At 37.5% G+C, this 23,417-nt stretch carries 34 protein-coding genes and 1 tRNA gene; 6 read left to right on the top strand and 29 right to left on the bottom strand.

Annotated elements, in window-relative coordinates:
* Window positions 1–211: 211 nt before the first annotated feature.
* From FY048_RS17800 to FY048_RS17730, 15 genes are all read right to left on the bottom strand, one after another.
* A tRNA-Pro gene (locus tag FY048_RS17800) sits at window positions 212–288 on the bottom strand.
* Between the two features lie 377 nt (window positions 289–665).
* The gene (locus FY048_RS17795; protein ID WP_419344561.1) at window positions 666–1,826 is read right to left on the bottom strand and encodes a tyrosine-type recombinase/integrase; all 1,161 of its coding nucleotides are present in this window, start codon (window positions 1,824–1,826) and stop codon (window positions 666–668) included.
* A 95-nt stretch (window positions 1,827–1,921) separates the two neighbouring features.
* Entirely contained in the window at window positions 1,922–2,662 is a 741-nt protein-coding gene (locus FY048_RS17790; protein WP_419344564.1) for an exonuclease domain-containing protein, read from the bottom strand.
* Window positions 2,663–3,301, bottom strand: coding sequence for a hypothetical protein (locus tag FY048_RS17785; RefSeq protein ID WP_419344566.1), 639 nt, complete (start codon window positions 3,299–3,301; stop codon window positions 2,663–2,665). It abuts the gene before it with no gap.
* Window positions 3,302–3,373: 72 nt separating this feature from the next.
* Window positions 3,374–3,706 (bottom strand): hypothetical protein, encoded by a 333-nt coding sequence (locus FY048_RS17780; RefSeq protein ID WP_419344568.1) that lies wholly within the window; start codon window positions 3,704–3,706, stop codon window positions 3,374–3,376.
* Between the two features lie 2 nt (window positions 3,707–3,708).
* On the bottom strand, window positions 3,709–4,194 hold the full coding sequence (locus tag FY048_RS17775; protein WP_446092017.1) for a hypothetical protein: 486 nt from the start codon (window positions 4,192–4,194) through the stop codon (window positions 3,709–3,711).
* 2 nt (window positions 4,195–4,196) lie between these two features.
* On the bottom strand, window positions 4,197–4,688 hold the full coding sequence (locus FY048_RS17770; protein WP_446092016.1) for a hypothetical protein: 492 nt from the start codon (window positions 4,686–4,688) through the stop codon (window positions 4,197–4,199).
* A 3-nt stretch (window positions 4,689–4,691) separates the two neighbouring features.
* Window positions 4,692–5,120: a DUF2528 family protein gene (locus tag FY048_RS17765; RefSeq protein ID WP_446092015.1), complete on the bottom strand. Its 429-nt coding sequence runs from the start codon at window positions 5,118–5,120 to the stop codon at window positions 4,692–4,694.
* Window positions 5,121–5,179: 59 nt separating this feature from the next.
* Complete coding sequence (locus tag FY048_RS17760; RefSeq protein ID WP_446092014.1) at window positions 5,180–5,767, bottom strand: HNH endonuclease signature motif containing protein; 588 nt, start codon at window positions 5,765–5,767, stop codon at window positions 5,180–5,182.
* Window positions 5,767–6,009 carry a hypothetical protein gene (locus FY048_RS17755; protein ID WP_130175780.1) on the bottom strand — a complete coding sequence of 81 codons (243 nt, stop codon included), beginning with the start codon at window positions 6,007–6,009 and terminating at the stop codon, window positions 5,767–5,769. The genes FY048_RS17760 and FY048_RS17755 overlap by 1 nt, the downstream gene beginning before the upstream one ends.
* 57 nt (window positions 6,010–6,066) lie before the next feature.
* A complete protein-coding gene (locus FY048_RS17750) occupies window positions 6,067–6,267 on the bottom strand; it encodes a hypothetical protein (protein WP_151821386.1) in 201 nt (66 codons plus the stop codon).
* 23 nt (window positions 6,268–6,290) lie between these two features.
* Window positions 6,291–9,011, bottom strand: coding sequence for a toprim domain-containing protein (locus FY048_RS17745; RefSeq protein ID WP_446092013.1), 2,721 nt, complete (start codon window positions 9,009–9,011; stop codon window positions 6,291–6,293).
* A 15-nt stretch (window positions 9,012–9,026) separates the two neighbouring features.
* Window positions 9,027–9,209, bottom strand: a complete 183-nt coding sequence (locus FY048_RS17740) for a hypothetical protein (RefSeq protein ID WP_086375865.1) — start codon at window positions 9,207–9,209, stop codon at window positions 9,027–9,029.
* Window positions 9,210–9,213: 4 nt separating this feature from the next.
* On the bottom strand, window positions 9,214–9,447 hold the full coding sequence (locus FY048_RS17735; protein WP_057073299.1) for a hypothetical protein: 234 nt from the start codon (window positions 9,445–9,447) through the stop codon (window positions 9,214–9,216).
* Window positions 9,444–9,653, bottom strand: a complete 210-nt coding sequence (locus FY048_RS17730) for a hypothetical protein (protein ID WP_130135105.1) — start codon at window positions 9,651–9,653, stop codon at window positions 9,444–9,446. Before FY048_RS17730 ends, FY048_RS17735 begins: the two co-directional genes overlap by 4 nt.
* Before the next feature lie 82 nt (window positions 9,654–9,735).
* On the opposite strand from FY048_RS17730, the gene FY048_RS17725 reads away from it, so the two are divergent.
* Window positions 9,736–10,080, top strand: a complete 345-nt coding sequence (locus FY048_RS17725; RefSeq protein ID WP_057066125.1) for a hypothetical protein — start codon at window positions 9,736–9,738, stop codon at window positions 10,078–10,080.
* A gap of 40 nt (window positions 10,081–10,120) precedes the next feature.
* Here FY048_RS17725 and FY048_RS17720 read toward each other — a convergent pair whose 3' ends face one another.
* Together FY048_RS17720 and FY048_RS17715 are read right to left on the bottom strand one after the other, a co-directional pair.
* On the bottom strand, window positions 10,121–10,687 hold the full coding sequence (locus FY048_RS17720) for a hypothetical protein (RefSeq protein ID WP_446092012.1): 567 nt from the start codon (window positions 10,685–10,687) through the stop codon (window positions 10,121–10,123).
* Between the two features lie 4 nt (window positions 10,688–10,691).
* Window positions 10,692–10,994, bottom strand: coding sequence for a hypothetical protein (locus FY048_RS17715; RefSeq protein ID WP_446092011.1), 303 nt, complete (start codon window positions 10,992–10,994; stop codon window positions 10,692–10,694).
* 180 nt (window positions 10,995–11,174) lie between these two features.
* Between FY048_RS17715 and FY048_RS17710 the strand changes: the two genes are divergently transcribed.
* The 3 genes from FY048_RS17710 (at window position 11,175) to FY048_RS17700 (ending at window position 13,817) form a co-directional block, all read left to right on the top strand.
* Window positions 11,175–12,680, top strand: a complete 1,506-nt coding sequence (locus tag FY048_RS17710) for a hypothetical protein (protein WP_446092010.1) — start codon at window positions 11,175–11,177, stop codon at window positions 12,678–12,680.
* Between the two features lie 90 nt (window positions 12,681–12,770).
* Window positions 12,771–13,520, top strand: coding sequence for a hypothetical protein (locus FY048_RS17705; RefSeq protein ID WP_446092009.1), 750 nt, complete (start codon window positions 12,771–12,773; stop codon window positions 13,518–13,520).
* A 99-nt stretch (window positions 13,521–13,619) separates the two neighbouring features.
* Window positions 13,620–13,817, top strand: a complete 198-nt coding sequence (locus FY048_RS17700) for a hypothetical protein (protein WP_446092008.1) — start codon at window positions 13,620–13,622, stop codon at window positions 13,815–13,817.
* 7 nt (window positions 13,818–13,824) lie between these two features.
* On the opposite strand, the gene FY048_RS17695 is transcribed toward FY048_RS17700, so the two are convergent.
* Genes FY048_RS17695 through FY048_RS17675 form a run of 5 tightly spaced genes read right to left on the bottom strand, consistent with a single transcriptional unit; the run spans window position 13,825 to window position 15,271 of the window.
* A complete protein-coding gene (locus tag FY048_RS17695; protein ID WP_446092007.1) occupies window positions 13,825–14,049 on the bottom strand; it encodes a hypothetical protein in 225 nt (74 codons plus the stop codon).
* Window positions 14,050–14,052: 3 nt separating this feature from the next.
* A complete protein-coding gene (locus FY048_RS17690; protein ID WP_446092006.1) occupies window positions 14,053–14,502 on the bottom strand; it encodes a hypothetical protein in 450 nt (149 codons plus the stop codon).
* Window positions 14,499–14,741 (bottom strand): hypothetical protein, encoded by a 243-nt coding sequence (locus tag FY048_RS17685; RefSeq protein WP_446092005.1) that lies wholly within the window; start codon window positions 14,739–14,741, stop codon window positions 14,499–14,501. The genes FY048_RS17690 and FY048_RS17685 overlap by 4 nt, the downstream gene beginning before the upstream one ends.
* Complete coding sequence (locus FY048_RS17680) at window positions 14,734–14,985, bottom strand: hypothetical protein (RefSeq protein ID WP_446092004.1); 252 nt, start codon at window positions 14,983–14,985, stop codon at window positions 14,734–14,736. Before FY048_RS17680 ends, FY048_RS17685 begins: the two co-directional genes overlap by 8 nt.
* Window positions 14,975–15,271 (bottom strand): ogr/Delta-like zinc finger family protein, encoded by a 297-nt coding sequence (locus tag FY048_RS17675; RefSeq protein WP_446092003.1) that lies wholly within the window; start codon window positions 15,269–15,271, stop codon window positions 14,975–14,977. The genes FY048_RS17680 and FY048_RS17675 overlap by 11 nt, the downstream gene beginning before the upstream one ends.
* A 113-nt stretch (window positions 15,272–15,384) precedes the next feature.
* Here FY048_RS17675 and FY048_RS17670 point away from each other — a divergent pair, with 113 nt between their 5' ends.
* Window positions 15,385–15,585 (top strand): Com family DNA-binding transcriptional regulator, encoded by a 201-nt coding sequence (locus FY048_RS17670; protein ID WP_446092002.1) that lies wholly within the window; start codon window positions 15,385–15,387, stop codon window positions 15,583–15,585.
* A complete protein-coding gene (locus FY048_RS17665) occupies window positions 15,551–16,354 on the top strand; it encodes a DNA adenine methylase (protein WP_446092001.1) in 804 nt (267 codons plus the stop codon). Before FY048_RS17670 ends, FY048_RS17665 begins: the two co-directional genes overlap by 35 nt.
* Here the strand turns inward: FY048_RS17665 and FY048_RS17660 are convergent.
* The 7 genes from FY048_RS17660 to FY048_RS17630 form a co-directional block, all read right to left on the bottom strand.
* Window positions 16,342–17,757 (bottom strand): contractile injection system protein, VgrG/Pvc8 family, encoded by a 1,416-nt coding sequence (locus FY048_RS17660; protein WP_446092000.1) that lies wholly within the window; start codon window positions 17,755–17,757, stop codon window positions 16,342–16,344. The genes FY048_RS17665 and FY048_RS17660 overlap by 13 nt on opposite strands.
* A gap of 83 nt (window positions 17,758–17,840) precedes the next feature.
* A complete protein-coding gene (locus FY048_RS17655; protein ID WP_446091999.1) occupies window positions 17,841–18,263 on the bottom strand; it encodes a phage tail protein in 423 nt (140 codons plus the stop codon).
* A 5-nt stretch (window positions 18,264–18,268) separates the two neighbouring features.
* Complete coding sequence (locus tag FY048_RS17650; RefSeq protein WP_446091998.1) at window positions 18,269–20,911, bottom strand: phage tail tape measure protein; 2,643 nt, start codon at window positions 20,909–20,911, stop codon at window positions 18,269–18,271.
* A complete protein-coding gene (locus tag FY048_RS17645; RefSeq protein WP_276202362.1) occupies window positions 20,908–21,018 on the bottom strand; it encodes a GpE family phage tail protein in 111 nt (36 codons plus the stop codon). Before FY048_RS17645 ends, FY048_RS17650 begins: the two co-directional genes overlap by 4 nt.
* 17 nt (window positions 21,019–21,035) lie before the next feature.
* Window positions 21,036–21,371, bottom strand: coding sequence for a phage tail assembly protein (locus FY048_RS17640; RefSeq protein ID WP_446091997.1), 336 nt, complete (start codon window positions 21,369–21,371; stop codon window positions 21,036–21,038).
* A 65-nt stretch (window positions 21,372–21,436) separates the two neighbouring features.
* The gene (locus FY048_RS17635) at window positions 21,437–21,955 is read right to left on the bottom strand and encodes a phage major tail tube protein (protein ID WP_446091996.1); all 519 of its coding nucleotides are present in this window, start codon (window positions 21,953–21,955) and stop codon (window positions 21,437–21,439) included.
* Between the two features lie 10 nt (window positions 21,956–21,965).
* Window positions 21,966–23,138, bottom strand: coding sequence for a phage tail sheath protein (locus FY048_RS17630; RefSeq protein WP_446091995.1), 1,173 nt, complete (start codon window positions 23,136–23,138; stop codon window positions 21,966–21,968).
* Between the last annotated feature and the right edge of the window lie 279 nt (window positions 23,139–23,417).

Raw genomic sequence — 23,417 nt, 5'->3', positions numbered from 1 at the left:
AACAGAGAACAGAGAACAGAGAACAGAGAACAGAGAACAGAGAACAGAGAACAGAGAACATATGTATATAAGGAATACGAGTTCAAATATTGGAGTGCGATTGAATTAAAATTTCGAAGTAGAAAACAAAAAAATTCCTTCTATCGATAAGATAAGAAGAAATTCTTTTTAATATTTGGGATATTTTATAAAGCTTGAACGCTTTTAAATATGGTCGGAGCAGTAGGATTCGAACCTACGACCCCCTGGTCCCAAACCAGGTGCACTACCAGGCTGTGCTATGCTCCGAAATTGGGGTGAATGACGGGATTCGAACCCACCACAATTAGGCCTATAGATATATATAAATCAGTTATTTAGCTTACAACCATTCTTTAAAAATACTAAATATGGGAATTTCTGGTCTTTTATACAGGTAAATGGCCAAGTTTTAATTGTTATTTATGGCCACTTTTTGAAACCTGCTGAATCAATGGCTTAACCTTTATTAGCAGCTCTATTTGTTTTGAAGTAATGGAGTAATAAATAAAAAAAGTGCCTAGAGTTATAGGCACTTAGTTTAGGATCTGAATGTAATGTTTAGAGTAAGTTTGAAGTAAATACTATTACATCGTAATGAAGGTGTTTAGCCTGATTTTACTGAGCGCAATTCTACGCTCAGTCCATTACATCGTGATGTAGTTGTTTAGCTTCGTAATATAGTCTGGTAGATCTTCTGCAATCAATTTGCCGTAATGCTTGTAAATCATAGATGTATCACTGTGGCCAAGCTGCTCTGCAATCCATTCGGGAGGGACTTGGCCAGACGTTAAAAGTTGGCTTGCGAATGTATGTCGGCCTTGGTTAATCCCACGTCTCCGTACCTTTGCCTTGTTTAAATGTTTATTCCAACGATAGCGTAATTCGTGGTATTCAAAGTGGTTCGACCGTTCGTGATTAATCCAGACAAACCGAACTTTTTCGGCTCTCCTGGTCTTATTGTCACGCTGAAGTACTTCGATTGTTTTGGCTCGAGCATTACCGGTGATTTGATATTGTTTTTTGAGAGCCGTAATTGCCGGCTCCAATAATTTAATTTTCCGCTTTCTGCGTCGATTCTTGGTCACACGATAAATTCCCCGGACATAAGATCTCGATATTTGGATGGTACCTTTCTCCAGATCAATATCTTCCCAAGCGATCGGGATCTGCTCAGACATTGAGAGTCCAGTCCAGAATAAGCATGGCAACAAATTTTGAATATCCAGATCCGTTTCAGTATTTAAGATCATTGCAATCTCAACTTTGCTAAATGGATCTGGTTCTGGTGTATCAACTTGATGGATTACAATGTTCTCAAATGGGTTATAAGGCATTTGGCGTTCATCGCGCCAAATCGCATGGATCTGCGAAAAACGAGTAATAATTTCCCGTACGGTCTTATTGTTGAGACTATCTTTTAGTTGCTCAATCCATCTTTTGAGCGTGTTTGTATTGATATCTTTTGGATTAATTTGGCCCCATTTAGGGATTATATGGTTATAAACATGGCCCTTATAAGAATCATAAGTACTTGGTGCAACCTCTTTAATTGTTTGGCTCAAATAAAGCTGGGCATAGTAAGTAACCTGATTCTTTTGTAAGTGTTTTGAGTTTGGAAAATGTTTGGCCAAGCTGAATTGCTCCAGCTGTATTTCTAGCTTTATTAAGTTGGCCAGCTTTTCGGCTCTATCTTGATTCTCTGGAGTGAAGGCCCAGTCTAATGTTTCTTTAATGGCGGGTTCTGTTGCGTTCGGACGCATCCAAATTCGCATCGATTTTCCACGGATTTCGAGTCCTGCAGACATAAGTAGACCTACATTTAAGTATCTTAAATAATTACGAATATTTTAGAGGAATGCACCCCCGACCGGAGGTGCATAAGAGGTGCTTAAGAGCTGCGCTAAACGAATGGCAGCTCGTCTTGTTCGTCTATGCTATTTCTTGTAAGAATTTCATTTTCCAGTGAAGTTCGGAGATACTCATCATCTGTTTTGTTCATTAACCAGTGAATTTCTCTGTCATCCATATCAGCAATTGCCCGACCTTTATATTTACCGTAAAAAATATGGGTTGGGTATCTTGCCTGTTCTGAAAATTCATACAGCTCTTCAAAAGATTTAATACCTTTAGTCGTAACAATCTCAAGCAATAACGAATATGTAGTTTTACAGTCATTCAATGCTGAATGAGAGTTCCGTAAACCACGACGAGTCGACTTACGATTTTTGCTAATTTGGTACGCAAGAGCAGATAGATTATGAGCCTCCAAAGTTGGCCATAAGTATCTGGCCATTGCCAATGTACAGATCGCTTTAATACCTTTAGTCACAACGCCAGCACGATTAATCGCGGCAATATCATAATCAATGTTATGGCCAATCAAATATTCGACATCATCCTTCGGCATTTTAAACTTTGTGAATGGTGGACATCTTGTTAGATCCTCATCAACAATATGATGTACAGCCATTGCACCAATTGAAATTGGTTCACTTGGTTTATAGCGTTTAGTGAAATCAAACATGGTTGGAATGATAGGAATATCAGCAGTAAATGTTGGGAAAATTACTTCTACAGCTGCTGCTTCAATGATGTCACCATGCAGTTTATGGGTTTCAGTATCAAAAATTAGTGCTGTCATTTAAGCCACCTCAGGTTGTTTGTGCTGCTGAATGACTTCGTTCACTTTACGGATGCCATCAATACCATTTTTTCGAAGTACTCTTTTGACGAAGTTAAATTCCTGAAGACTTTTATAATCAGTAAATCCCGTTGAACAGGTTAATTTTGCTTCGCTACGTGTACGTTCATAACCTTCAGGAACTTCTGCAAGCAAAAGATCGTTTAGCTCTTGGTTTATTCCCTTCCATCTTGTTTTTAATCCGTGGCCACGATCTACCTTTAATTTGCTGCCGAATTTGAACTCATTGAAAGGCATTTCTTCCATTTCAAATTCAACAGAAACCGTCATTTCATCTTCGGTTTCTTGATTAAAGTAATAACTGTCTACATTCAGAGTCCATTCTTGTGACAATGGGATAAGGATATTTTTAAGGCAAATGATGAGATCTCCCTTATAAACCATGTAAGCCACATGCTCTGGTGTGAGTTCTGCATCTTCTAAGCCTGATTCTTCACGATATTTATCTATAACCTCATTTACTTCATCAACACAGAAAGTCATGCTGAGTTCATAAGGCCCTTGAGCAGCTTTATCTTGCTGGGCTTTTAGATCCGCTGCGCGTCGTGCTTTTGCAGCAAATAATTGCTTTTTGTTCATTAGTATTCTCCAAAAACCAGAATTGAAGTGCTCACCAAAATTGAGAAAAACAGGTTGAAAAACAATGCATTTTTAAGATTGAACTGCATGCTCTTTACCTCTTTTTCTTTGTTTATCAAGTTCGCATCGACATTGACCAATCCGAAAATAATCAATTGGTCCTGGTGCTTCCTTTGGAGTCATTTCATATCTGTATAGAACATAGGTTCTTACGCGAGTTTTAACGGTGATTTCGTCACCTTTAATTTCAGTAATTGTTCCGTTATGTGCTTTTTGGCTAACGGCAATTTTTCCCTGATAAGCACCTTCTCTTTTTTGGATCATGAAGTTGACTTCATCACCTACCTTGTAGGCATCAAAGTCAGGAAGGATAAGGCCACCACAGATACAATGATATTTAGACATGGCTATCCCTCCTTAGCTTCTTGACGTTTTTCAGCAATACATTCTTCTAAGTGCTGAATGCATCGTTGCTTAGAGTTAAAGGGCCCTTGCCAACATTCATTGAAATGAATATCCCACTCAACTAAACCATGCTCTTCGATACGGTCAATTTGAACAGTTATAAAGAATGGAACATCATGGGCGAACCACTGTTGATTATCGTCCGTACCAAATTTGATTTTAGAGTTCTGTGCTGCCACTTCAGCCTTATAAACATCTTCAGCATGCTTAATAAGATTCGCTACGGGTGTGCCTTTCATGAACCATGTTTGTTCAATCATGCAGTCATTTTCTAAAGTAAAACCTTCAATGGCGCTTATAAAAATGAACCAACAAATTTGAGTTCTTTCATCTTCATAAAGTTCAAGTTCTTCATTCCAAGTGAAATTTTCTAGAACATGAACCGTTAATGACTCAAATTTAAAATGTAAAGCTGTTTTTTTAGACATGATTACCACCCCAATCCTTGCTCTATACGAGCTTTTTGTTCTTCTTCTGCATGGATCATTTCGGATAACTTAATTCCTTGATCTGCTGCATCTTTCATTGAGGTTGCAAAAATCCACTGGCAACGGTACCGCCCTCCTAGTGAATTAGAGACGTATTTACCTTCTTCGTTAAAGTTGAAATTAAACGGTATAGCAATATGAATACTGATTAAAAATTCAAAATTGGGATGATGACGGATCAAATTAGTGGCGTGTTCTTCATTCCATTCACGGTCTGAATATTGATTTACACCATCAATAAATTCTTTAAGTTGAGGGTATTGGTCGATTAGATCTTCAGCATTTTTAGAATCCATATCTCCTAAAAACTCTTCAAATGCTTCAGGAACTGATTGACCTACAGCCAACGTTGGAAGATGCAGAATTGTATGAAATTCCACATTGTTATTGAACATTTCTTCTGCTAATGAGAAAGGGAAATTAGTATTCGACATGGTTTATCCCTCCGCCACTACAGGTTCAAATTCAAATGAATCGTCGTCAACATTGTTTTCAAAATATAATTTTGTTATCTCGAAGCAGTTAGATAACCAGCCTTCTTCATGAAAAATAGAATTAACGCCATATTTTTCATGTAAAGAATTTGAGTTATTTTCATAACACCACCAGAAGACACTTCTTCCGATCATTTTTAAAATCACAGCAACAATGTCTCCATTGTTAGTACTTAGACGATCTTTATGACCAGACCAAAATTTATTGTGTTCATGTAGTTCATCATCAATACATTTAATTACGACTGTGAATTCAAGATCGCATGTATCATCATGCCAATCGTTTAGCTTCACTTTGAATGTACGTGGCTCACATTGTAAATACGCAGGAATTTCCGCTTGTGTGGTTTCTACGTTAGAATCGTTTTGCATAATTGCTCTCCGGTGATTGTGTGGCACATACAGAAGTTGCCGCTTCTGTATGTGTGTTTTTAAACTTTCATTAATTGATGAGTTTTAGCTTTTACTTTTGCCAGTATTAGATAACTTTCGTTTGTTTCTCCCTTCGCATAATTTAAATAAAGTTGGTTATATCGAGCCATTTCCGATCTGGTCATTAACATCAGATTCTCTATACGACAATCTGATCGATCAAAATTTTTGAAGGCAATTACATGACCTTTAGGAACAGCTCCCTTCTCTTTTTCCCATTCAACACGGTGTTTCAGTTTAAAAACATTCGGCTCTGCCACTTTGACGTGGATATATCCTTGTTTTGAATCTTGATATTCATAACCAATAGGTTTTGAATTCCACGGTGACTGACCTTTAGTAAAACTAGTTTTATTGGCTCCAACTAAACCCTTTTTACCTTTGTTCGGTGGTACATATCCTTTTTCAAAACAGCCGTTACGGCCCGTTAACCATTTATTCCGTTTACATAACCCACTAATTTGATCAACGGTATAAGTAGTTTTGAAAATTTCATTCACCTGATTTGTCAGTTCTTTACGAGTCAAACGACAATTTTTTTTAATGAACGCTAATTGCTCATTTGTGTATGGAATAGGGCTGGCCATTAGTTGATCCTCAAAGTTGGGCTGAGGATTGCTGGCTGTTCATTACTAAGCCCTTTATGTTCTGCAATAATTTTTACCGCTTCGAGGTGTGTATTGTGTGCTGCAATGACTTGTTTACTGATACTGGTCATCGCATTTGCTCTGTCAATTTCCTCTTTTAAACTCTCACCTTTTAAAGTGTTATCGTTAAGCCGATTTAACTGTTCAAACAAATGATTATTTAAATCACTTAAAGTGCTCATATTTGCTCTCCGGTGTTTATGTGACTCATACAGAAGTTGCCGCTTTTGTATGTGTGCCTAGTCATTGCCTTCTAAAGAATCGAGCGCTTCATCTACAGATTCTTCAATTGATTTAATTGTTTGCCTAGCCGCTCCATAAAGAAACGAATGGGCATTAGGGCTGTCACGTTCTTCAATCTGCATTTTTTGAAAAATAGAAATTGAATTTTTTATGTCTTCAAGCGATTCTTTAATTGAATCAATTTTTTCTGAGTCCAATTTTTTCTCCTTAATGAATGGGATTAATCCCGTTGTGATGAAGTTGGTTTTTCGAAGATCCAACACCGTTTTGTTGAACTGGTAATTTTGCTTTGTATGGCTTTATTGGCTTCAATGAAGCGGTAATGAAGGCTATGACGCAGTGCATTCTGAAGTTCATTTACGTCAGGTAATGCATATCGATAATCCGCTGCGACCTTGTATAGATGGGCAAAATTGATGGCCATAATGTCTGCCCTAGCAGAATGGTTTACGACCGTATCGTGGTTTTCCATTTTTCTAATTGAATCTTCCATTTCTTCGATCGTGTTCCAGAAGTTCTGAACAATGACCGGATCTGATTTGAGGACCTTGTCACGGCTCTGAGCCATCTTGATAAATTCTTCAGTCACCTGTTTTTGTACTTGTGCCGGCACTTCAATTACATGGCGGCACATCGCATCAAATAGAGACATAAGCTGGGCATGGTTGTGAACAATACGAGAGCTTTGAATATTGAATTTGTCTTCGTGCAGCAAAGCATCATATTTTTCATAACCAATATTGAAGGCTTCCAAAATGTCTTTTTCTTTGCTCAAACATTGCAAAAGAAATTGGCTAACATTCTCAGGTTCATATTTTGATAAGTTACGTGAAGCAAAAAGACTCGATTTACTAAGTTGATCTTTAAAGAATTTAACGTGGACAATACGGCCCATGATTGCTTCTGAAGCTAGTACTTCAGCATTTTGGCTAATGATCAAAATGCCCATGAATAAAGGTTCATAGGTTGCATTACCGCCTGCCTTTACACCCATTGCCCCAAGCGATCCACCGTCATACATGGTTTTGCACATATCCCAATTGAATTGCTTAGATGAATTTTCACCTTGGCGATCCGATTCAATGAATACGACTGGTAGGTTAGATACTTGGCGTAAAGTACGGATTAAACCTGCTTTGGATGTTTTAGTAGGATCTAGACCTTCATAGTTCACACGACCAAACAACTTCCATAAAAACTGAATTAAAGTTGATTTACCTGTACCCGGTTCACCTACTAGTTCCAAGAATGGAAATGATTTGTGAGTCTTACGGATCTGCTGGGCATATAACCCACCAAAAAATGCAGTTAAGCCAATTAAGCCTTTAACTCCATACGCATCAATCAGATCTTTGACCCAAGCCTGCTGATAGTCTTCTTGGTTCTTGTTGATTTCCAATGCAAATGGTGCATTACACTTTAAGTTTGTATGTCGTGGCAGCTCAAAATAATCTTCTTTATTGATCACGAATTGTTTACCTGATTGATAGGCCAAATCGCCTAATACATAAGTTTTTTGCTCAAAGTGATATCCGACGTAGTCAATTAGCTGAACCCGTTTAATATCCTTGAGCTCACGTTTTAGAAATGTGAGCAGCTGCTTACTATTCCCTTCATAAAAAACACCAGGTGCAACATGTAGAAGTCGCTTGCCAAACTCTGGAGCTGAAGAAATATGTGATGGGCTAAATGTGTTCTTAATCGTCTTCGCACCACGGGGAAAATCTATCTGAAAGTAATAATCTGCTTCATCAATTTCTTTCTGGTATTGGTAGTAAAGCCCGTGTGGACGGCATTCCATCATGATTTCTACATCGGCAGAATGTTCAATGGCTGAATCTCGTCGATCTGCTATAGCTTTGTCTTTTTCTTCTTGTGCCCAATCTTCATTATCGTTTGGATCAAAATTAATGCCTTTCATGTAGTCATCATATTTATCCATATTTAACTTGAACCAATAAACGCAGTTATTGAAATCAAAAGGAAATGACTTGGTACCATAACGCTTGTAGATAAGTATGCCTTTATCCACAGGTTTCTCTGCGATTAATAAAGAACCGTAATATTTATAGGTTTCTATGTCTGAAAACTTGAGACGATCTTGTTTATAAAGGTCATTCCAGTCTGTTTTTTTACGCCCACCAGGAGGAAGTGCAGCTTCATTTTCAAAGCCAAGTTCTTCAGCTAAGGCTATATTTTTTCTTATACCTTCATGGCCAGCATTATCGTTATCGTATGCCCACACAAGCTTTGGTAATGGCAGCTCTTGCTCGGCACATTTCATTGCAATGTGGTTGAGTAAAATTTTAGGGAAATTGCCAGCTGATAGAGCTGAAAAACTGGTAATACCTGATAACCATAGAGCGATCGTGTCGAAGATACCTTCGGTAATCCAGATCTCTTTAGACTCGATGTAATTTGTGTTGGGTGTCATCCAAGCGTGGCCAGCTGACAACCAATCTTCTTTAAAAGTAGTTTTAGGCAGAACACCTTGTTCATCTAGAACGCGCTGCCACCACCCTGTGTTCCCTTCTTCATCGGTAATTGGGAATCTTAATGTTACTGAAGTGGTTTTCTTAGGTTTATAACGAGTAATGCTTTCTTGCGTGTATAGACCTTTAAGTTGCTCTAATGGGAAGCCACGGCCTTCAACTAAATAAGCATTTACTGTTTTGTTTGGATCTTCAGGAGTTGGTTCAAAACGTTTTTCCCATTTTTCAAACAACTCAGGGAATAAATCACGAATGTGGTTTTCGCTACCACATTCGTTTTTACGTGGGCAGAACACCACCCACGGTTCCTCAGGATATACCCAAGCTGATGCTTCCTTGTGGTTACAGTCAGGGCATCTACCACGCAATTTATTGTTGCCTTTTACTTTGAAGCCGTAGATATCTTGCAACTTCTCTACTACTAAAGCTTTGGTTTCTGGAAACATCATTTTCAATAAACTGCCTTAAAATAAATGCCGATTTTTCTTTCTAAGTTCCTGCCCTGCTAATTTTCCAAGTAGTTCTTGGATCCTTTGTCTGGCAAGGTACTCAATGGTTTCTTCAATGGTTTGATGACCTAAAGATTTTTGTACTTCCTGTACAATTTCCTTCTCTTTATCCGAAAGAGCGATTTCCTGAGTTGGCATCAATTCAGCTCCTTGAAAGGTGATCTGATGCGCCTTTGTTTAAGTAGTTCTCTAAGCTAAAGTTATCTTGAATGTCTTCTGCGATTAGCAAAGCTAAGGCTTGTTTCATTACAAGCTGACGCATGATTACACCCGGATTAACACCTGTAAGCCGTGAGACAACTTTAAAAAGATCAGACTCATCATCTGTTAGGTTGACGTTGTAACGGTTATCCCGTTTTTGGTTCATGCGACTCATGGGTTTGGGTCCTCGTTGGTTGATGTTTGCTTTTTACCTTGGTAATAGATTCGTGCGATGACGCTAGAACGGCTTGTATCCGTTTCGTCTACCTCTTTATCGATTTCCTGTACTTCTTCTTTTGGTAAATAAACGATGCATGCAACACGACCACCGCTGATCTTTTTAGATCGGGAACGATTAGAAGGTGAAGTTTCTGTACTCATACAGTATCCTACGGTTATAGTGATGTGCTACGAATCACTATAGCATAAATATTTAGTCTTTCAATACGTATCGGTGAAATATATGTCCGAAAATTTGGCTGTAGAGATTACACAAAGGTTCACAGAAGAACTGGAACGCAAGAGTTTGAAAGCAAAACCGCTTTCTCGAAGTATTGATGCGCATGAAAATACGTTAGGTAACTATGTTCGCAACAAAGTGCCTGACCAGTGGGTTTATCTGGCAAAACTACAAAAACAAGGCATTGATATTCGTTACGTGCTCTTAGGAATTGATCCTGACTTTAGTGGCCTGACCAGTGAAGAAAGTTTGTTATTAAAAGCGTATAGACAGCTCAGCTCTGAAGCTCAGGAAGCTTTATTGCGTTTAAGTTCGGTGTATGCAAAAGAAGTCGAAAATAAAGAATGATTAAAACGTAAAAAAGCCCACCTTTCAGTGGGCTTTTTCATTATTCCTCTAGTTCTTGCTGGACTATTTGCAACCGCTGCTCTAAGTCCATCAACTTGTAAATCAGATCATTTCTTTTATAAATTACATCTCTGTTTTCAGATCCTACTTCAAGTGAATTACGCCAGATGCGTACCGCACTTAAAGCCATGTCTAAGTTCAATTCAGCATCATTAGTTAAAAGTTTCATATCTACCCCATTAGCAATTTGATTTAATTGAAATTGCCAAACCCGTACCTCTGAGTTGTTCCAGATCGGGCTGATAATGGTGCGTTCTCCATTAAACTTAGGATAAATAAGATCTTTTAGCGACGAATTTAATAAATTTATATCGATGTTTTTGAATGAATGGTCAGTTTTTGACAGTTCTTCGATCAAATCATTAATTTGATCTGGGCAAATTGATAAAAAGCCCTTGTCAGTCTGGTGGTTAAAAAGGATTTGACTACTGGTTACCGTATCTATGAGCAAAAATAGTTGTTCGCAGAGTAGACGGCTTTTTTCATTTGTAGCTTGTACCCGGGGCGCAATTGGCACATAGGGAATAATATTGTCATTGATTTGCATGAGATTACTTCCCTAAAAAAAAGAAAGAGAATGTAAACGCGACCATACAAATAAATGCAGATCCTTCATAGAGGTTTTTGAGGAAATTAGAACGTTTGATTTGTTTCTGGCGTTTAAAAAACGCTTCTAAATCATGGATAGGCGTGTGTTCGATGATTTGAACAGATTTTTTCATGATGAATACTCTGAGTAAGTTCTTTGCAAACCTACCGCCATTCTTTCCACAGAATGGTGGTAGACCGAACAGGGGTGGAAATACCGTACTCAGAGAACGGCCAGCTAAAAGCTGCCCTGCCCGATCTACCATAACAAGTATAGCCGATTAGACATTTAAGGCAAAAAAATAGCCGCATAAGCGACTGTATTTTGTGCGCTCTGAGTAAGTTTTCAGGTTTCCACGCCTGCACACAGATTTTGCTGTGCTTTTTCATATTGCCGATAGTGAATCGTTATGTCAAGATGCACAAAAATATATTTCGGGGGAAATATGGTGGACAATCTTGAAAGTGAATCATTAACATCAGTAATAATTAAATCTTTGGAAAGTATATGTATTAACGGTTTAGAAATTAAAAATACTTTTGAAAATATCGAAATGGTACAAAACAATTATGACGGGATTTATAAAATGATTCCTTCAAACTTCAATTATACTTCTTATGGTTTTGAATCTATTGCTAAAGAAGACTTAAATATAAAAAATTTAATCGATAATTATATTCATCTTGCAAATAGAGCAAATAATTTATTTTTAAATAGCATAACTAATCGAAACTTATTTTTTGAAAATAATATTTTTCAACAGGCAGTTCTTGTACAAGAAGATAAAACAAGAACACTTAGAAAATCTTTTATGAATTTGTTACAAGAGTTAGAAGAATTTAGGGTTAAACTACTCGAAGGAACAAAAGATAATCAATCAATAAAAAACGTTGAAATTGTTGATGATTTATTTTCAATAGCAAAAAATAAACAGACGTTAGGTGATAGTTTTAGAAATCTTACATTTGATCTTAGAACTTTATTTAATAGTATTGCAAGTACTATTAATGCAGTTGAAAATTTAGAGAATAATGAAAAAAACTTTAACTTATCTCAAGTTGAACGTTTTAAAGAGGAGACAGATCTTTTAATTAAACAATTTAGAAATGACATTAATAATCTTACTGAAAAATATGACAATCAATTTAAAAACTATAGTTTAGATATAGTAAAATCAAATGAAGTAGTTCACTTAGCTAAAAAAAATATTGATGATCTAAAAAATAAGAATCTTGAGTTAAATAAAAACCTTTCGGATTATGAAAGAAGACTCCAGCAAATTACTGATAGTAGAGCTGAGGATATCAAGAATGTTCTAGAGGATAAATTAAATGAGCTAGAGATTATTACTAACAATAAAATCTCAGTGATAGATCAAAGCTATGAAAATGCTCAAACTAACTATGAAAAATTTAAAGATTTAGTTGAAAAAGCTGGGGTATATAATTTAATTGTAAACTATAAACAAAAAGCACAAGATGAGAATGATGAATATAAAAAATTTAGAAAATACACTAATAGAGCTATTTATTGGGCGATAGGCACCGCTTTTGTTATGTTTCTAATTTCTTGGGGGGAAATAGCACTTACTGGAAAAGATACAAACCTTTTCTTTTTCATTTATAGAATGTCAATTTCATTAATGTTTTTTGTATTAGCATTTTACTCATCTAAACAAGCTTCTAAACATTACGAGTGCTTCCAAGATAATAATAGAACATACTTACAATTAGCTGCATTAGAACCTTTTATGGAAAAAATGAGTGAAGATGAGAAGAAAGAAATTAGAAAAAATCTAGTTCCAATTTATTTTAGTCAATCTAGTGAAGGGAAATACTCTTCAAAAGGTGATGAAGTTACATTGCCAGCAGATTTAAAAGGATTTGCTGAAAAACTGGTTGATGTTGGTAAAGGCTTACTTGATAAAACCAAGGATGCATCGAAGCCTTAATTCAAAACAATACGTTGATTTTTAAAGATTCACTATGTAAATATAGTGAATCTTTATTTTTTATAACTTTATAAATATCAAAGGAAAAAAATGGCCATATTATTTACACTTTTATTTTTTATTGGATTATTGGGAACATTAATTTGTTTGATTAAACCCTCTCTTACCCAATTCAAAAATAGATCTCCACTATCAAGACCAAAAATTCTAATCTTTGGTATAGCCATAAATATTATTTTATTGGCAATGGTAGGTGTATTTGCACCTAAAATAGAACAAAAATCTAAAGCTGAAAATGTAGAAAAAAAGGACATTACACCCCCAACTAATACACCTATAGAAAACAATGCAAAGTTAGCCGAAAGTCCTATAAAAAAGGCTGAAACAAGTTTAGGAATGACACCAGAACAGTTCCGAGAAAAGTTTAATTTTACACTTCATTCACTTGATATTGATTCCATATCCCCGTTATCAAAATTCGATGTTAAATCAGGAAGTGTTTTTGATAGCTTTCAGGTTCTATTTTCAAAAGATATTGCTATGGTTGGTACGGTAACAAAGGATGGCCAATTAAAAGAACTTACTTTTATCATGGGTAAAACCGACCAGTATGAGCAAGCAATGCATGATCTTCTTATTGTGTCTGGTATCAGTACTAAGGTTGTCAGTCCCGAAGATGATAAAGCTGGGAATACAGTTGTAAAGCTGATTACAGAAGCTTTGAAAAATATTGAAAAGGAAGACAACTCTCATAGTAAGATTATTGGTAATGTTAAGTATTATGCAATGGCTAACGCGAATACAGGTTTATGGGTTGGTATTTCTCCAGTTGAAGATTGATGATTTTCAAATTATAAAAAGGTCGCTAAATGCGACCTTTTTTTATCGAATTGGCATCTGTTTTTAATCTTATTTATAATTCTCAAAAGAGGAAATTTTATGCAAGTCATGATTAGGGTTTTAGAGTCTAGAAAAATTGAGCATGGTTGTAATTTGCTTGCTGAAATAAATAAGAAAGGCGAAGTAACCAATCTTTATGATTACAATGGGAATGAATTAAAAATAAATTTCTTACGTAATGAGGTTTACTTTAATAAGATTTGGTGGACGTTCCCCTCTAAAGTAGAAAACTTTTAATTAAAATCTAACTATATTCATTAAGTTTTTCGTTATAACCAGCCAGCCACATTTGTGGTGCCTCTGCCCAACTCATTAAGCCCATAGGCTCTCTTACATTGTTGTATGCATTAATAAACCGTTCATACCAGAATCGCTTCATAACTTCTGAATAATATTTAGGGAAGCCTGGTGGGTTCATGTCTAAACGGACATTTTTGTAAAAAAGTTCAAAAAGTTCTTCAGGAAGCATATTTTATTCCACGCCAGCTGCTAGATCCCAACTACATAAGTAATTAGTCCTAAATTTTTCTAATGAATTAAATGCGTAAGACATTGCATCTGCTGTGTCACTAAACCTTTTAGCAGCCGTCTCAGTTGCCTCCAGCATTGAAGCTTTCCATTTATCTAATGATGGCCATTCATATTTGAAAATTTTTAGTTTTTTGGTTGATCCTGGTTTAAATGTTTTTTTATACAGTGCAAATGACTGATAGCAAGCTCTGCGAAGTTTTCTGTTCTTTACTTTATGGATACTTTTGGGATTAAAAGGAAAGTCTAAAGAAAAGTCCCAATACAACTCAGGTAGCATTTCTGCACAACGATTTAGCCAAATAAGTTCACGGCCATTAACTCGGCTTACATAGAAAATATTGCCCTTAAAGACAATATTTAAAATGGGAGTTAGATGCTGGACTCTTTTCATTTCATGTCAGCTCCAGTTAAATTTTTTTCTTCCTGCAGCTGCTCATATTCAGCTAACCAGTCTAAGCGATTAAAGCCAGCTTCAACTGTATTTGGATAAATACCGGCAATAAAAAAACCTTCTTCATGTGCTGTCTTTTGATAGGTATGGGCAATGATATTCACATAATCGCATTTAAGATTTTTCAATGCTTCATAGGCATCATGGGCAATCGGATGGTCAGGTGTGACATTAATCATAACGAATAGTCGCTCCCTTCAGCCAACCACTGCAAACAGTACCTTTAACTTTCTGGCCATCTTTATTTTTAGCTATAAATTTTGTGGAAAATGTATCGTCTTTACTACAAGCAAAAAAAGCATGACCATCAGTTTGAATGTCCGTAAATCCATTTGCTTTTAATGCCTTAATTGCATCATTAGAAGAAGAACATCCCAATAACACAACGCTTAGCAATACTATATTTAAATATTTACACATCATTTTCTTCCCAATTATCATCATTTGTTGCTTTTAACTCTAATAAAGTAGGTATATGAATCTTCGGATCTGGTGCTGCACTTGGTGAAATAGTATGAGTAATTTCAATATGGCCCCCACAAGTAAATCCGCAAAATAAGTTCGGGCATGTGAGCCAAACATCTTTAAGTAACGGATGCCTTTGTTCACTTGATCTGATCTTCAAATTGTTACTTTTACAGTGTGGGCAGATTATTTGTGGACGGGAATTGTTCTTGTTAATAGTGTTGTAGTTATTGGGTGAATTCATTCGGCACATCCTAAGAACATATTTATATATATTTTAAATTAAAAGAACAAATATTTGTTCTTTTTCTATATTTTTTATAGTATTTAGTTAGTTTTTCTAATGCAGAAAAATATATGCAAAATTTAAAATGCCAATGTTGTTTTAAATTATTGGCTAAAACAAAGGGGTTTGATCACGTTGAGATTAAATGCCCTCGCTGTAAAACATTAAATACATTCCAGAGCACCCAGAGTGCCTTACCTGAATGCCCAGAGCATCAAACACAATCAGGTAAGATTCATGACACAAAACCTCTCACCACAATACAATCCTAGTGGCCATAGTTTCAGTGGTTGGCTTGGCGGTAAATCACAACTAGCTAGAACCATCATTGAAATGCTTCCAGAACATAAAACTTATGTTGAAGTCTTTGGAGGAGCTGGCTGGGTTCTTTTTAAAAAAACCCCTTCTACTTTTGAAGTTATTAATGACATTAATAACGATCTGATTAATTTATATCGGATTTTGAAGTTTCACTTTAATGCCTTTATTGCTGAATTTGAATTGTTGTTATTTTCGCGGTCCCAATTTGACGATTTTAAACGTGATCAATCTGGTCTCACTGATATTCAAAGGGCAGTTAAATTTTATTATTTAATACGCTCTTCCTTTGGCTGCCAATTAGATGGCTCTTTCACGTATTCAAAAGATAGAGTTAATCGTGTACGTCTAGGTGAACGTCTACGGGACCATTTACTGTCTATTCATGAACGGTTGTTAAATGTAGTCATTGAAAATCGGTCTTATGACTATGTCATCAATCGCTTAGATGGTCCTGACACATTGTTTTATCTAGATCCACCCTATTGGGATTGCGAAAATGTTTATGGCAAAGGCATTTGGTCCAAAGAGGATTTTTATACTTTAAAAGACAAGCTAGATAAGATTAAAGGGAAGTTCATTTTAAGCTTAAACGATGTGCCTGAAGTGAGAGAACTCTTTAAGGACTATCAAATGACACATCGTAAAATTAATTGGTCTGTGAACTCTAAAGCAGCTCATGAAGAGCATAATGGCAATGAGTTGATCATTTATAACTTTTGATCTATTTTGACTTGCTCAAGCATATCTTTTTTAGCATTAAGGCGCGGTAACTCGCGCTTTAATCGTTTCTCGGCAGCAGCTTTACTATGAAAGACTCGATCAATCACTTTTGGATTTGATTGATCACCCAAGGTTACCCACTGACGTGGAGTTTTATTTTTTCCGACCGTGTATTGGGTTTTCAAGCCAGTATAAGGTTTCTGATCTAGTTCGTTATGCGCTGTAAATTTACCTGTTTCAAGGTCTAATAACGCGTATTCACGATCAAGCCGCTGCTGCGCTCCAGCTTTAGTCAGATAAAGATAAGAGAAGTGTTTAGGGGTTGCTTGATCCCCTTTTGTGAGCTTAACGGCCTTATCTCCCTCTTGATAATAAACGACGACTCCAGTCCATTTTTTATCTTTCTCTGAGACAAATTGGTCTTCAAATAACTCAGATACATCGTCAGCATCTGGGAAAAAAACTTCAAGCTGAAGATCAGTGGTATAACCACTGGAGCTGTCTAACGTATCGGTGATGGTTGTTCCAAGCCAATAAATTTCGTCAATTTGTTCTTTGATCCCAATAAATAAAAAAGTCTGCTCCGGGACAAGATCTGGTATCCCCTTGGCCAGCTTATATGTGAGCGTTTCGGCTGTTCGTTTAAAGTGATTAAGTTTGGCTCTTGCAGCTAAAGTTGCAGTTTGTTTATCACGATGAATATGACGTAGTTCTTTTATATTCTCGTTAGATTGATCGCCGACAATGACTTCAAGTTTTTTGGCCATCTTCTCATCATAATAAAAAGCACGAATTGCTGTGACTTCTTCACCTCCATCGCTATAGCTATAACGATGTTCATCGCCCATAGTCCTGGTCAAAAGTTTGGTAGGTAAATCTTGGCCAGAAATGGTCTGGCTCTGGCCTTTTGGCATAAAGAGTAAGGTACCATTTTTGATGGTAGCTATAGCATCGTGCTCATCTGCCAAACGAGTCAGTAAATTTGCGTCTGATTCATTTTGATCGATATGAATAATTTTATGTTTGGCCAGTTCTTCAGATACTTGGTCATTAAGATCATGTTCGATTGCTATCTTTCTAATAAGATCTCCCAAAGCAATATCATCAAAGCTACGTTCCTTTTTTTGCTTTAATGACTTTTTCATATCTGCGCTGGTCGCACGGATGCGAAGTGTGTCTGGTGCTCCGCCATGCTCAACTTCTTTAACAATGTAGCTACCTTTATAAACTAGTCCAGAGTGCTGCCAGCCAAGCCATGCTTGAATGACTGCACCCTTACTTGGGATTTCAAGCAAACCATCATGATCGGACAGCGTTAAATCAAGCGTATCAACTTCAAAACCACGTTTGTTTTCAATACGCATTTGCCCTAAGCGATTGTTGACCTTTGATGAGATATCCACGCCATCAACAACAAGTCTATAAATTGGGACAGAACTCGCCTGCAGTACATCATCAACAACCGAATTTATTACGGAAATAAGGGTCATAATAAGCCTATTAATTTGCCTGCAGCATTACCGATTAGAGTTCCTGGTTTCTGTCCTTGAGTCAGTTTTAAACTAAACTCAATTTTGCGTGGGGTGCCATCTTTAAAAAAATAAGTTTGTGTTTCTTGTAAATCATCAATGTGATAAAGCCCAAAAACTTTACCTGTTCCTGCAATAAGCGGAAAGTTTTTACCTGTATCACCCATGGCACGTAAAGCCGTGATACTCATCTGAGAGCCAAACTCCGGCACAATACTTCCCTCTAAAGAAATTGTATCTTCCCCCCTACCGACAAACTGATAGGCTGGCATATCACCAACCCGTGAATTACTTGGATGCCGCCAATTGGTACTGCGCTGTAACTGCTGGTAAACCGCAGTCGGGATGCTAAACGGGAACATGCCCAATATCATCATCATGTGATTTACTCCTGGTCTGCCATGATTGTCCGTACACGTGACAATTTGTCGCGTTGTAAACGCATAACAACTTGTTCAATTTGACGTTCAAGATCCTGAACAAGTTGTCCTGGTGCAGCATGAATATGGATGGTGTATGTGTCTCCAGCCACAGCTAATGAAGACTGTCGGCTTGAAGTTAAATTTGGTGCGGTTTGTATTTTTGAAATGACTGGAGCAGCAATATCAATCTGATCCATAATAGGTGACTGGGTTTTATTGGTGAACAAATTGAGAACTTGATTATATTTGTTCTTTAACTCTGGAAAGGCCTGAGTTAAACCCATTCCAATACCACCAACAATATGACCACCTAGACCAGCCATCACACGACTAGGACTTCGGATAACCATTCGTTGTTTCAACCAATCAGGCATGTAATCTGCAACGGTATTCCAGATCTCTTTTAATTTCGGGAAATGTGATTTGATACCGTTGATCAAGCCATTAATAATATTTGCACCAAATGTAGAGAATTTTGTTGGTAACTCAAAACCGAACCAATTCATCACAGCAGCAAATGCAGAATAGAACAGGCCAAGTGGTGACCAATTCAAAATAGTTGCTGAGATATTGCCAATACCACTTTGAAAGAACCCTTTAATCATGGCCCAGACTTTTTGGAAGTAAGGACCGACAGTGTCCCAATTTTTATAAATCAAATAAACACCGAACGCGACTGCAGTAATTAAGGCCAAAAGAGGATGAGCCATCGCTAGGCGACCAAGCCACATTAATGCTGAACCTACTCCAGTAATAGCTCCTCGTAATAATGAAAATGGAGAAAGGAGTAATCGGAATGCAAAACTTAATGCACTACCTTGCACACCCAGTGTCACCATCATGAGCCGCAGACTTAACATGCTTAAAATGAGTGGTGAGAAAACAAGAAGTAAACCGCCAATAGCGACTAAACCTCCAGCTATCAACAAAAGACCAGTACCTAGTGCTTTTGCCAAAGTCGGGTTCTGTTGCATCCACCCGGTAAAACCTTGCATCGCATTTGTTGCCATCACTAATGCTTGGGTATAGATCGGTAAAATAGTCTGGCCAAACTGTAAATATGCATCGTTAAGTTTTGCTCTTGCTTCTAATTCTTTACCAGATGTTGTGCCTTGAGCCTGTGTATTGAGCTGATCAATATTGAATGCACCTTCATTCAGCTTGGCATTTTTATGGATCTGATCACGTTGCATATACATCTGAGCAAATAAGTTTGAAGCAGTACGGTTACTGAAGACACTACCAATCGCATCGATAACGTCCCCTTCTTTAGTTATGCCTCTGGCATTCAGTGCCGGTACCAAAACTTGCTCCATCCAAGCGAATTGATCTTTTTTAAAGAGATCTGCACCTTTAATCGCACCAATATCTAAATAAGATAAATCTCCAGTCTTGTTATGCTTAACTTTTGAATAGTCACCGATAAGACCAAATTTATCGAGATTAGCAGCTGCTCGTTGCGTAGTTCTGCCCTGGTATAAATTCTGATAAGCCGACATCATGGATGTACCGACACGATGTCCACCCATTTCCTGAACTAATGGTTCCATTTTGTAATAGAAGGCTTTGTTTTCCATGCCTTTTGCAGCAATACCACCCGTCTTGATTACATTGAGCCATTCTTCAGCTTGCACACGTCCACCTGTGGCTGTAATCACTTGCTGAATAATATTGGCTTGTTCCTGAAAGGATGCTTTGCTCTTTAGACCATTACGCATTTCAATGACTTTAAGCATATCCATGAATTTTTTTTCATTTTCTACACCGTGATCACCGTACATGGCTTCATTTGCAAATTTCATTTTGGCCAGTGTTGGAGCTACCCATTGAGCATGATGTACATCACCAAAAGCTGTGACACCATCACGGACCAAGGTTAAGTTATCAAGCGTACTGGTACCAAAAGTTTTCATTGCCTTACCGTATTGAATCGCTTCATCTGTGGCTTTTTTCCCAAAGCCTAATGATGCAATACGGTTTTCTTCCACATCTACACGTTTGGATTCATCAATTGGTTTACGCATTTGATATAAGGCAGCTGTACCAGTTGCGGCCATGCCAGCACCATACATGGCTGCGGTCCGCACATTACCCGACATATTGCTATGTGATTTTTGGAAGCGGTTCAGATTTTCCAGTTTATTTTTTTGGCTGTCGATCGATGTATTGGCTGCATTAATTTTTTCTTTTAATTCTTGCTGCTGTTCAGCAAAGTTTTTTGACTTTAAACCAGCATTGTTTAGTTCATTTCTTAGCTCAATAAGACGTGGACGACCTTCAGTCACGACTTTAGCCAATTGCTTAACTTGCGTTTCAGCCTTTTTTAACTCTTTTGTCAATTTTGCATCAGGATTAACTGCTAATTGCTCACGTAATGACTGTACTATTTTTTTATTACGTTCTAGTTCAGTAGAGGCTTGTTTAACGTCCTCTTTGAGCTTTTTAAATGAATCGAGTTGCTTTTGTTGGTCATTAAGTCGTTTTAATTCATCACGAGTATTTTTTAATGCTTTGGAAGCAGCATTGCTACTTCCAATCATTAACTTGAGAGCTGGACTTAAACTATCTTTTGATCCAAACAGGACTTCAAGTTTTAAGGGTTTCATTCGGCATCATTTCCATTACGATCAATGGCTTTTTGATGCCATTGCATCAGTTGACTGATTGACATATCTATAAAGGCTTGGGGTGGCCAATGAAAGACCACCGCAATATTTGCTATTGCATCGTCTACTGTTGGCGTAATACTTGAACACGCGTCGATTTCGGTTGCAAAAAAAGTACGATCACTCCACCAATTTGAGCCAGATCAGAGGGTTCTAGCTGATTAATCTGAGATTTAGTTAGCTCAGGTGTACAAATACGTGGAAGTACGGCACAAATAGCAGTTACATCACCTTGTAGAAGGTCTGCAATTTTTGCACCCTGCAATGCCGGAACATTTGGTTTACGGATCTCTAGTGATGAAATTTCTAAACTACCCATCATGAGTGGTTTTTCCAGATCTACTGTCTGAATGTCAGGATTAATAGTTGCAGTGTTTTCTACTTGCTCTAAAGTTTTCATAGTGACGCTCCAAAAAATATATAAAAAAACCTCTGCTCACGGGACATGAACAGAGGGATGGAAAGTTAAATTAATCCGATGTTGGCACGGTGCTTTTCGAGCATATCCACACCGTTAACCATTTCTTTAACACCAGGGATATCAATTTCGATAACAACTTCACCATCGATAGTGAGCTTGTAATAAGACCAAATTGTTTTGACTGTTGTTTCAGTATCATCACCAGCTTTTGCATTACCAAAGTCGATTTCTTCATGACGGCCACGGACTACGATTTCGACTGCAGTATCTTCACCCGTATCATCACGCTGATATGAACCAGCAAAACGTAAACCGATTGCACCAATGGTGGCAGCACCAAACTGTTGTAAAACAAGTTTATCGATACCACCAAGCTTCCATGTCATCTCAATCGCATCATCACTAAGACCTAAATCGACCTTAACGTTGCCATTTAAGCCACCGCCTCGCCAGTTTTCGAATTTACGGCCTAGTTTTGGTAACGTGACTTCACCAGTTTGGCCAAGATATGAATTACCTTCGTTATAAAGGTTAGAGAGTTTTAATTTGCTTGGTATAGCCATGATCTAGTCCTTATCCAGCGGTTACACGTGAAGCAAAGTCGACCAAGTAGCGGTCTGTAATGCGTTGTCGTAACACTAAGTTTTCAAGTGGTGGAACAGGTGTGTAGTCGTAGTCAATATAGAACTTGCCAGACTTGAGGACTTCTTTTGTATTGATAACTGGATCTAACCAACACTCACCACCGAGTAAATAATTGCTTTGAGTCATTTCACGCATTTTGGCGTTAATGCCTTCAATAATGTCTTTGGCCAGACCAGGTGTAAGTGGTAAATCAGCCGCCCACATGTGCCCTTCCGCCATGGTATCTGCAAGGATTTGTGCAGTACGCGTGTAGTTCTCAAATGCGAAAAGAGGATCGTCAGAACAAGTACGTGAACCCCAAAAACGGAAGCCATCACGTTGGATGAGAGTCGTAATGTCATTTTGGTTTAGATAGCCAGCATCCGTTTCAGGATCTTGCAACTGCCAATACACATCTTTGCTAATGCCTGTCACACCATTGACAGCAACGTTAGAAAGCGATTTATGCCAACCTGTTTCATTATCGATTTTTGCTCGTAGGCCAAGTGCTCGAGCAGTCGCTTCAAAAGTTGTGGTTGCATTAGTCGCTGTATCCCAACCTAAGAAATCAGGCCAGATAAGCATTGCTTCACGTGCACCAAAAGTTTGACGGTACGCTTGAGCTTCTTCTTTTGTTTCACAGCCATTTGCAGAGAGATAAGCAAATCCACGTAGTTTTTGCGCTAATGCAACTAGAGCAACTGAAACGGCAGATTTATCAAGACCAGGAATACCTAAGATCCGTGGTTTCACACCTAGCTGTGCTTCAGCAGCAAGTAAGGCTTTCATACCAGTGTATTTACCGTTGACTGAACCACCGATAATTTCGGAAGTTTGTTCAGCAGCATCGGCTTTTTGTTCTACACGCACGACTACAGTTGCAGGATTGGTTTGATCTGCAATTGCTTGAAGCGAACGAGCCAACGTACCTTGATCCCCTGCTTTGTCTAAAGCAGCTTGAACATTTGTGAGTAATACTGGTGTATTTAAAGGAAATTTGGTTGCATCTGCATCGGATGCAGTACATACCATACCAACGACAGAACTTGATACAGTTCGTATTGGTCGAGTGCCATCATTGAGTTCTAAAACTCTGACACCGTGGTGATAGTCTTGAGCCATAAAAATAGCCTGTAATCTGGTTAGTTTTCAGATCACAGGCTTACAAATTGGAGTTTTTAAGTCATGTTTTAAGGTTTGTATATGAGTTATATACAAATGATGAATGGAAATACAAACCACGATTTAAACGTGGTTTTTTATTCTGTGAAAATGGTTTTTACATAGTGGTAAGTGCCGAATAAAAAAGCCTGTTAATTGAGGTTTTAATTCAACAAACAGGCTTGCATGGGTCTTAGTAAAGCTAAAGTGTATGGGCTTGTATTAAGTGGGTTTTTACAA

The organism is Acinetobacter sp. 1124_18A, assembly GCF_052824995.1.
Note: the sequence above shows the minus strand (reverse complement) of the source record. Positions and strands in the feature narration are given on the sequence as shown.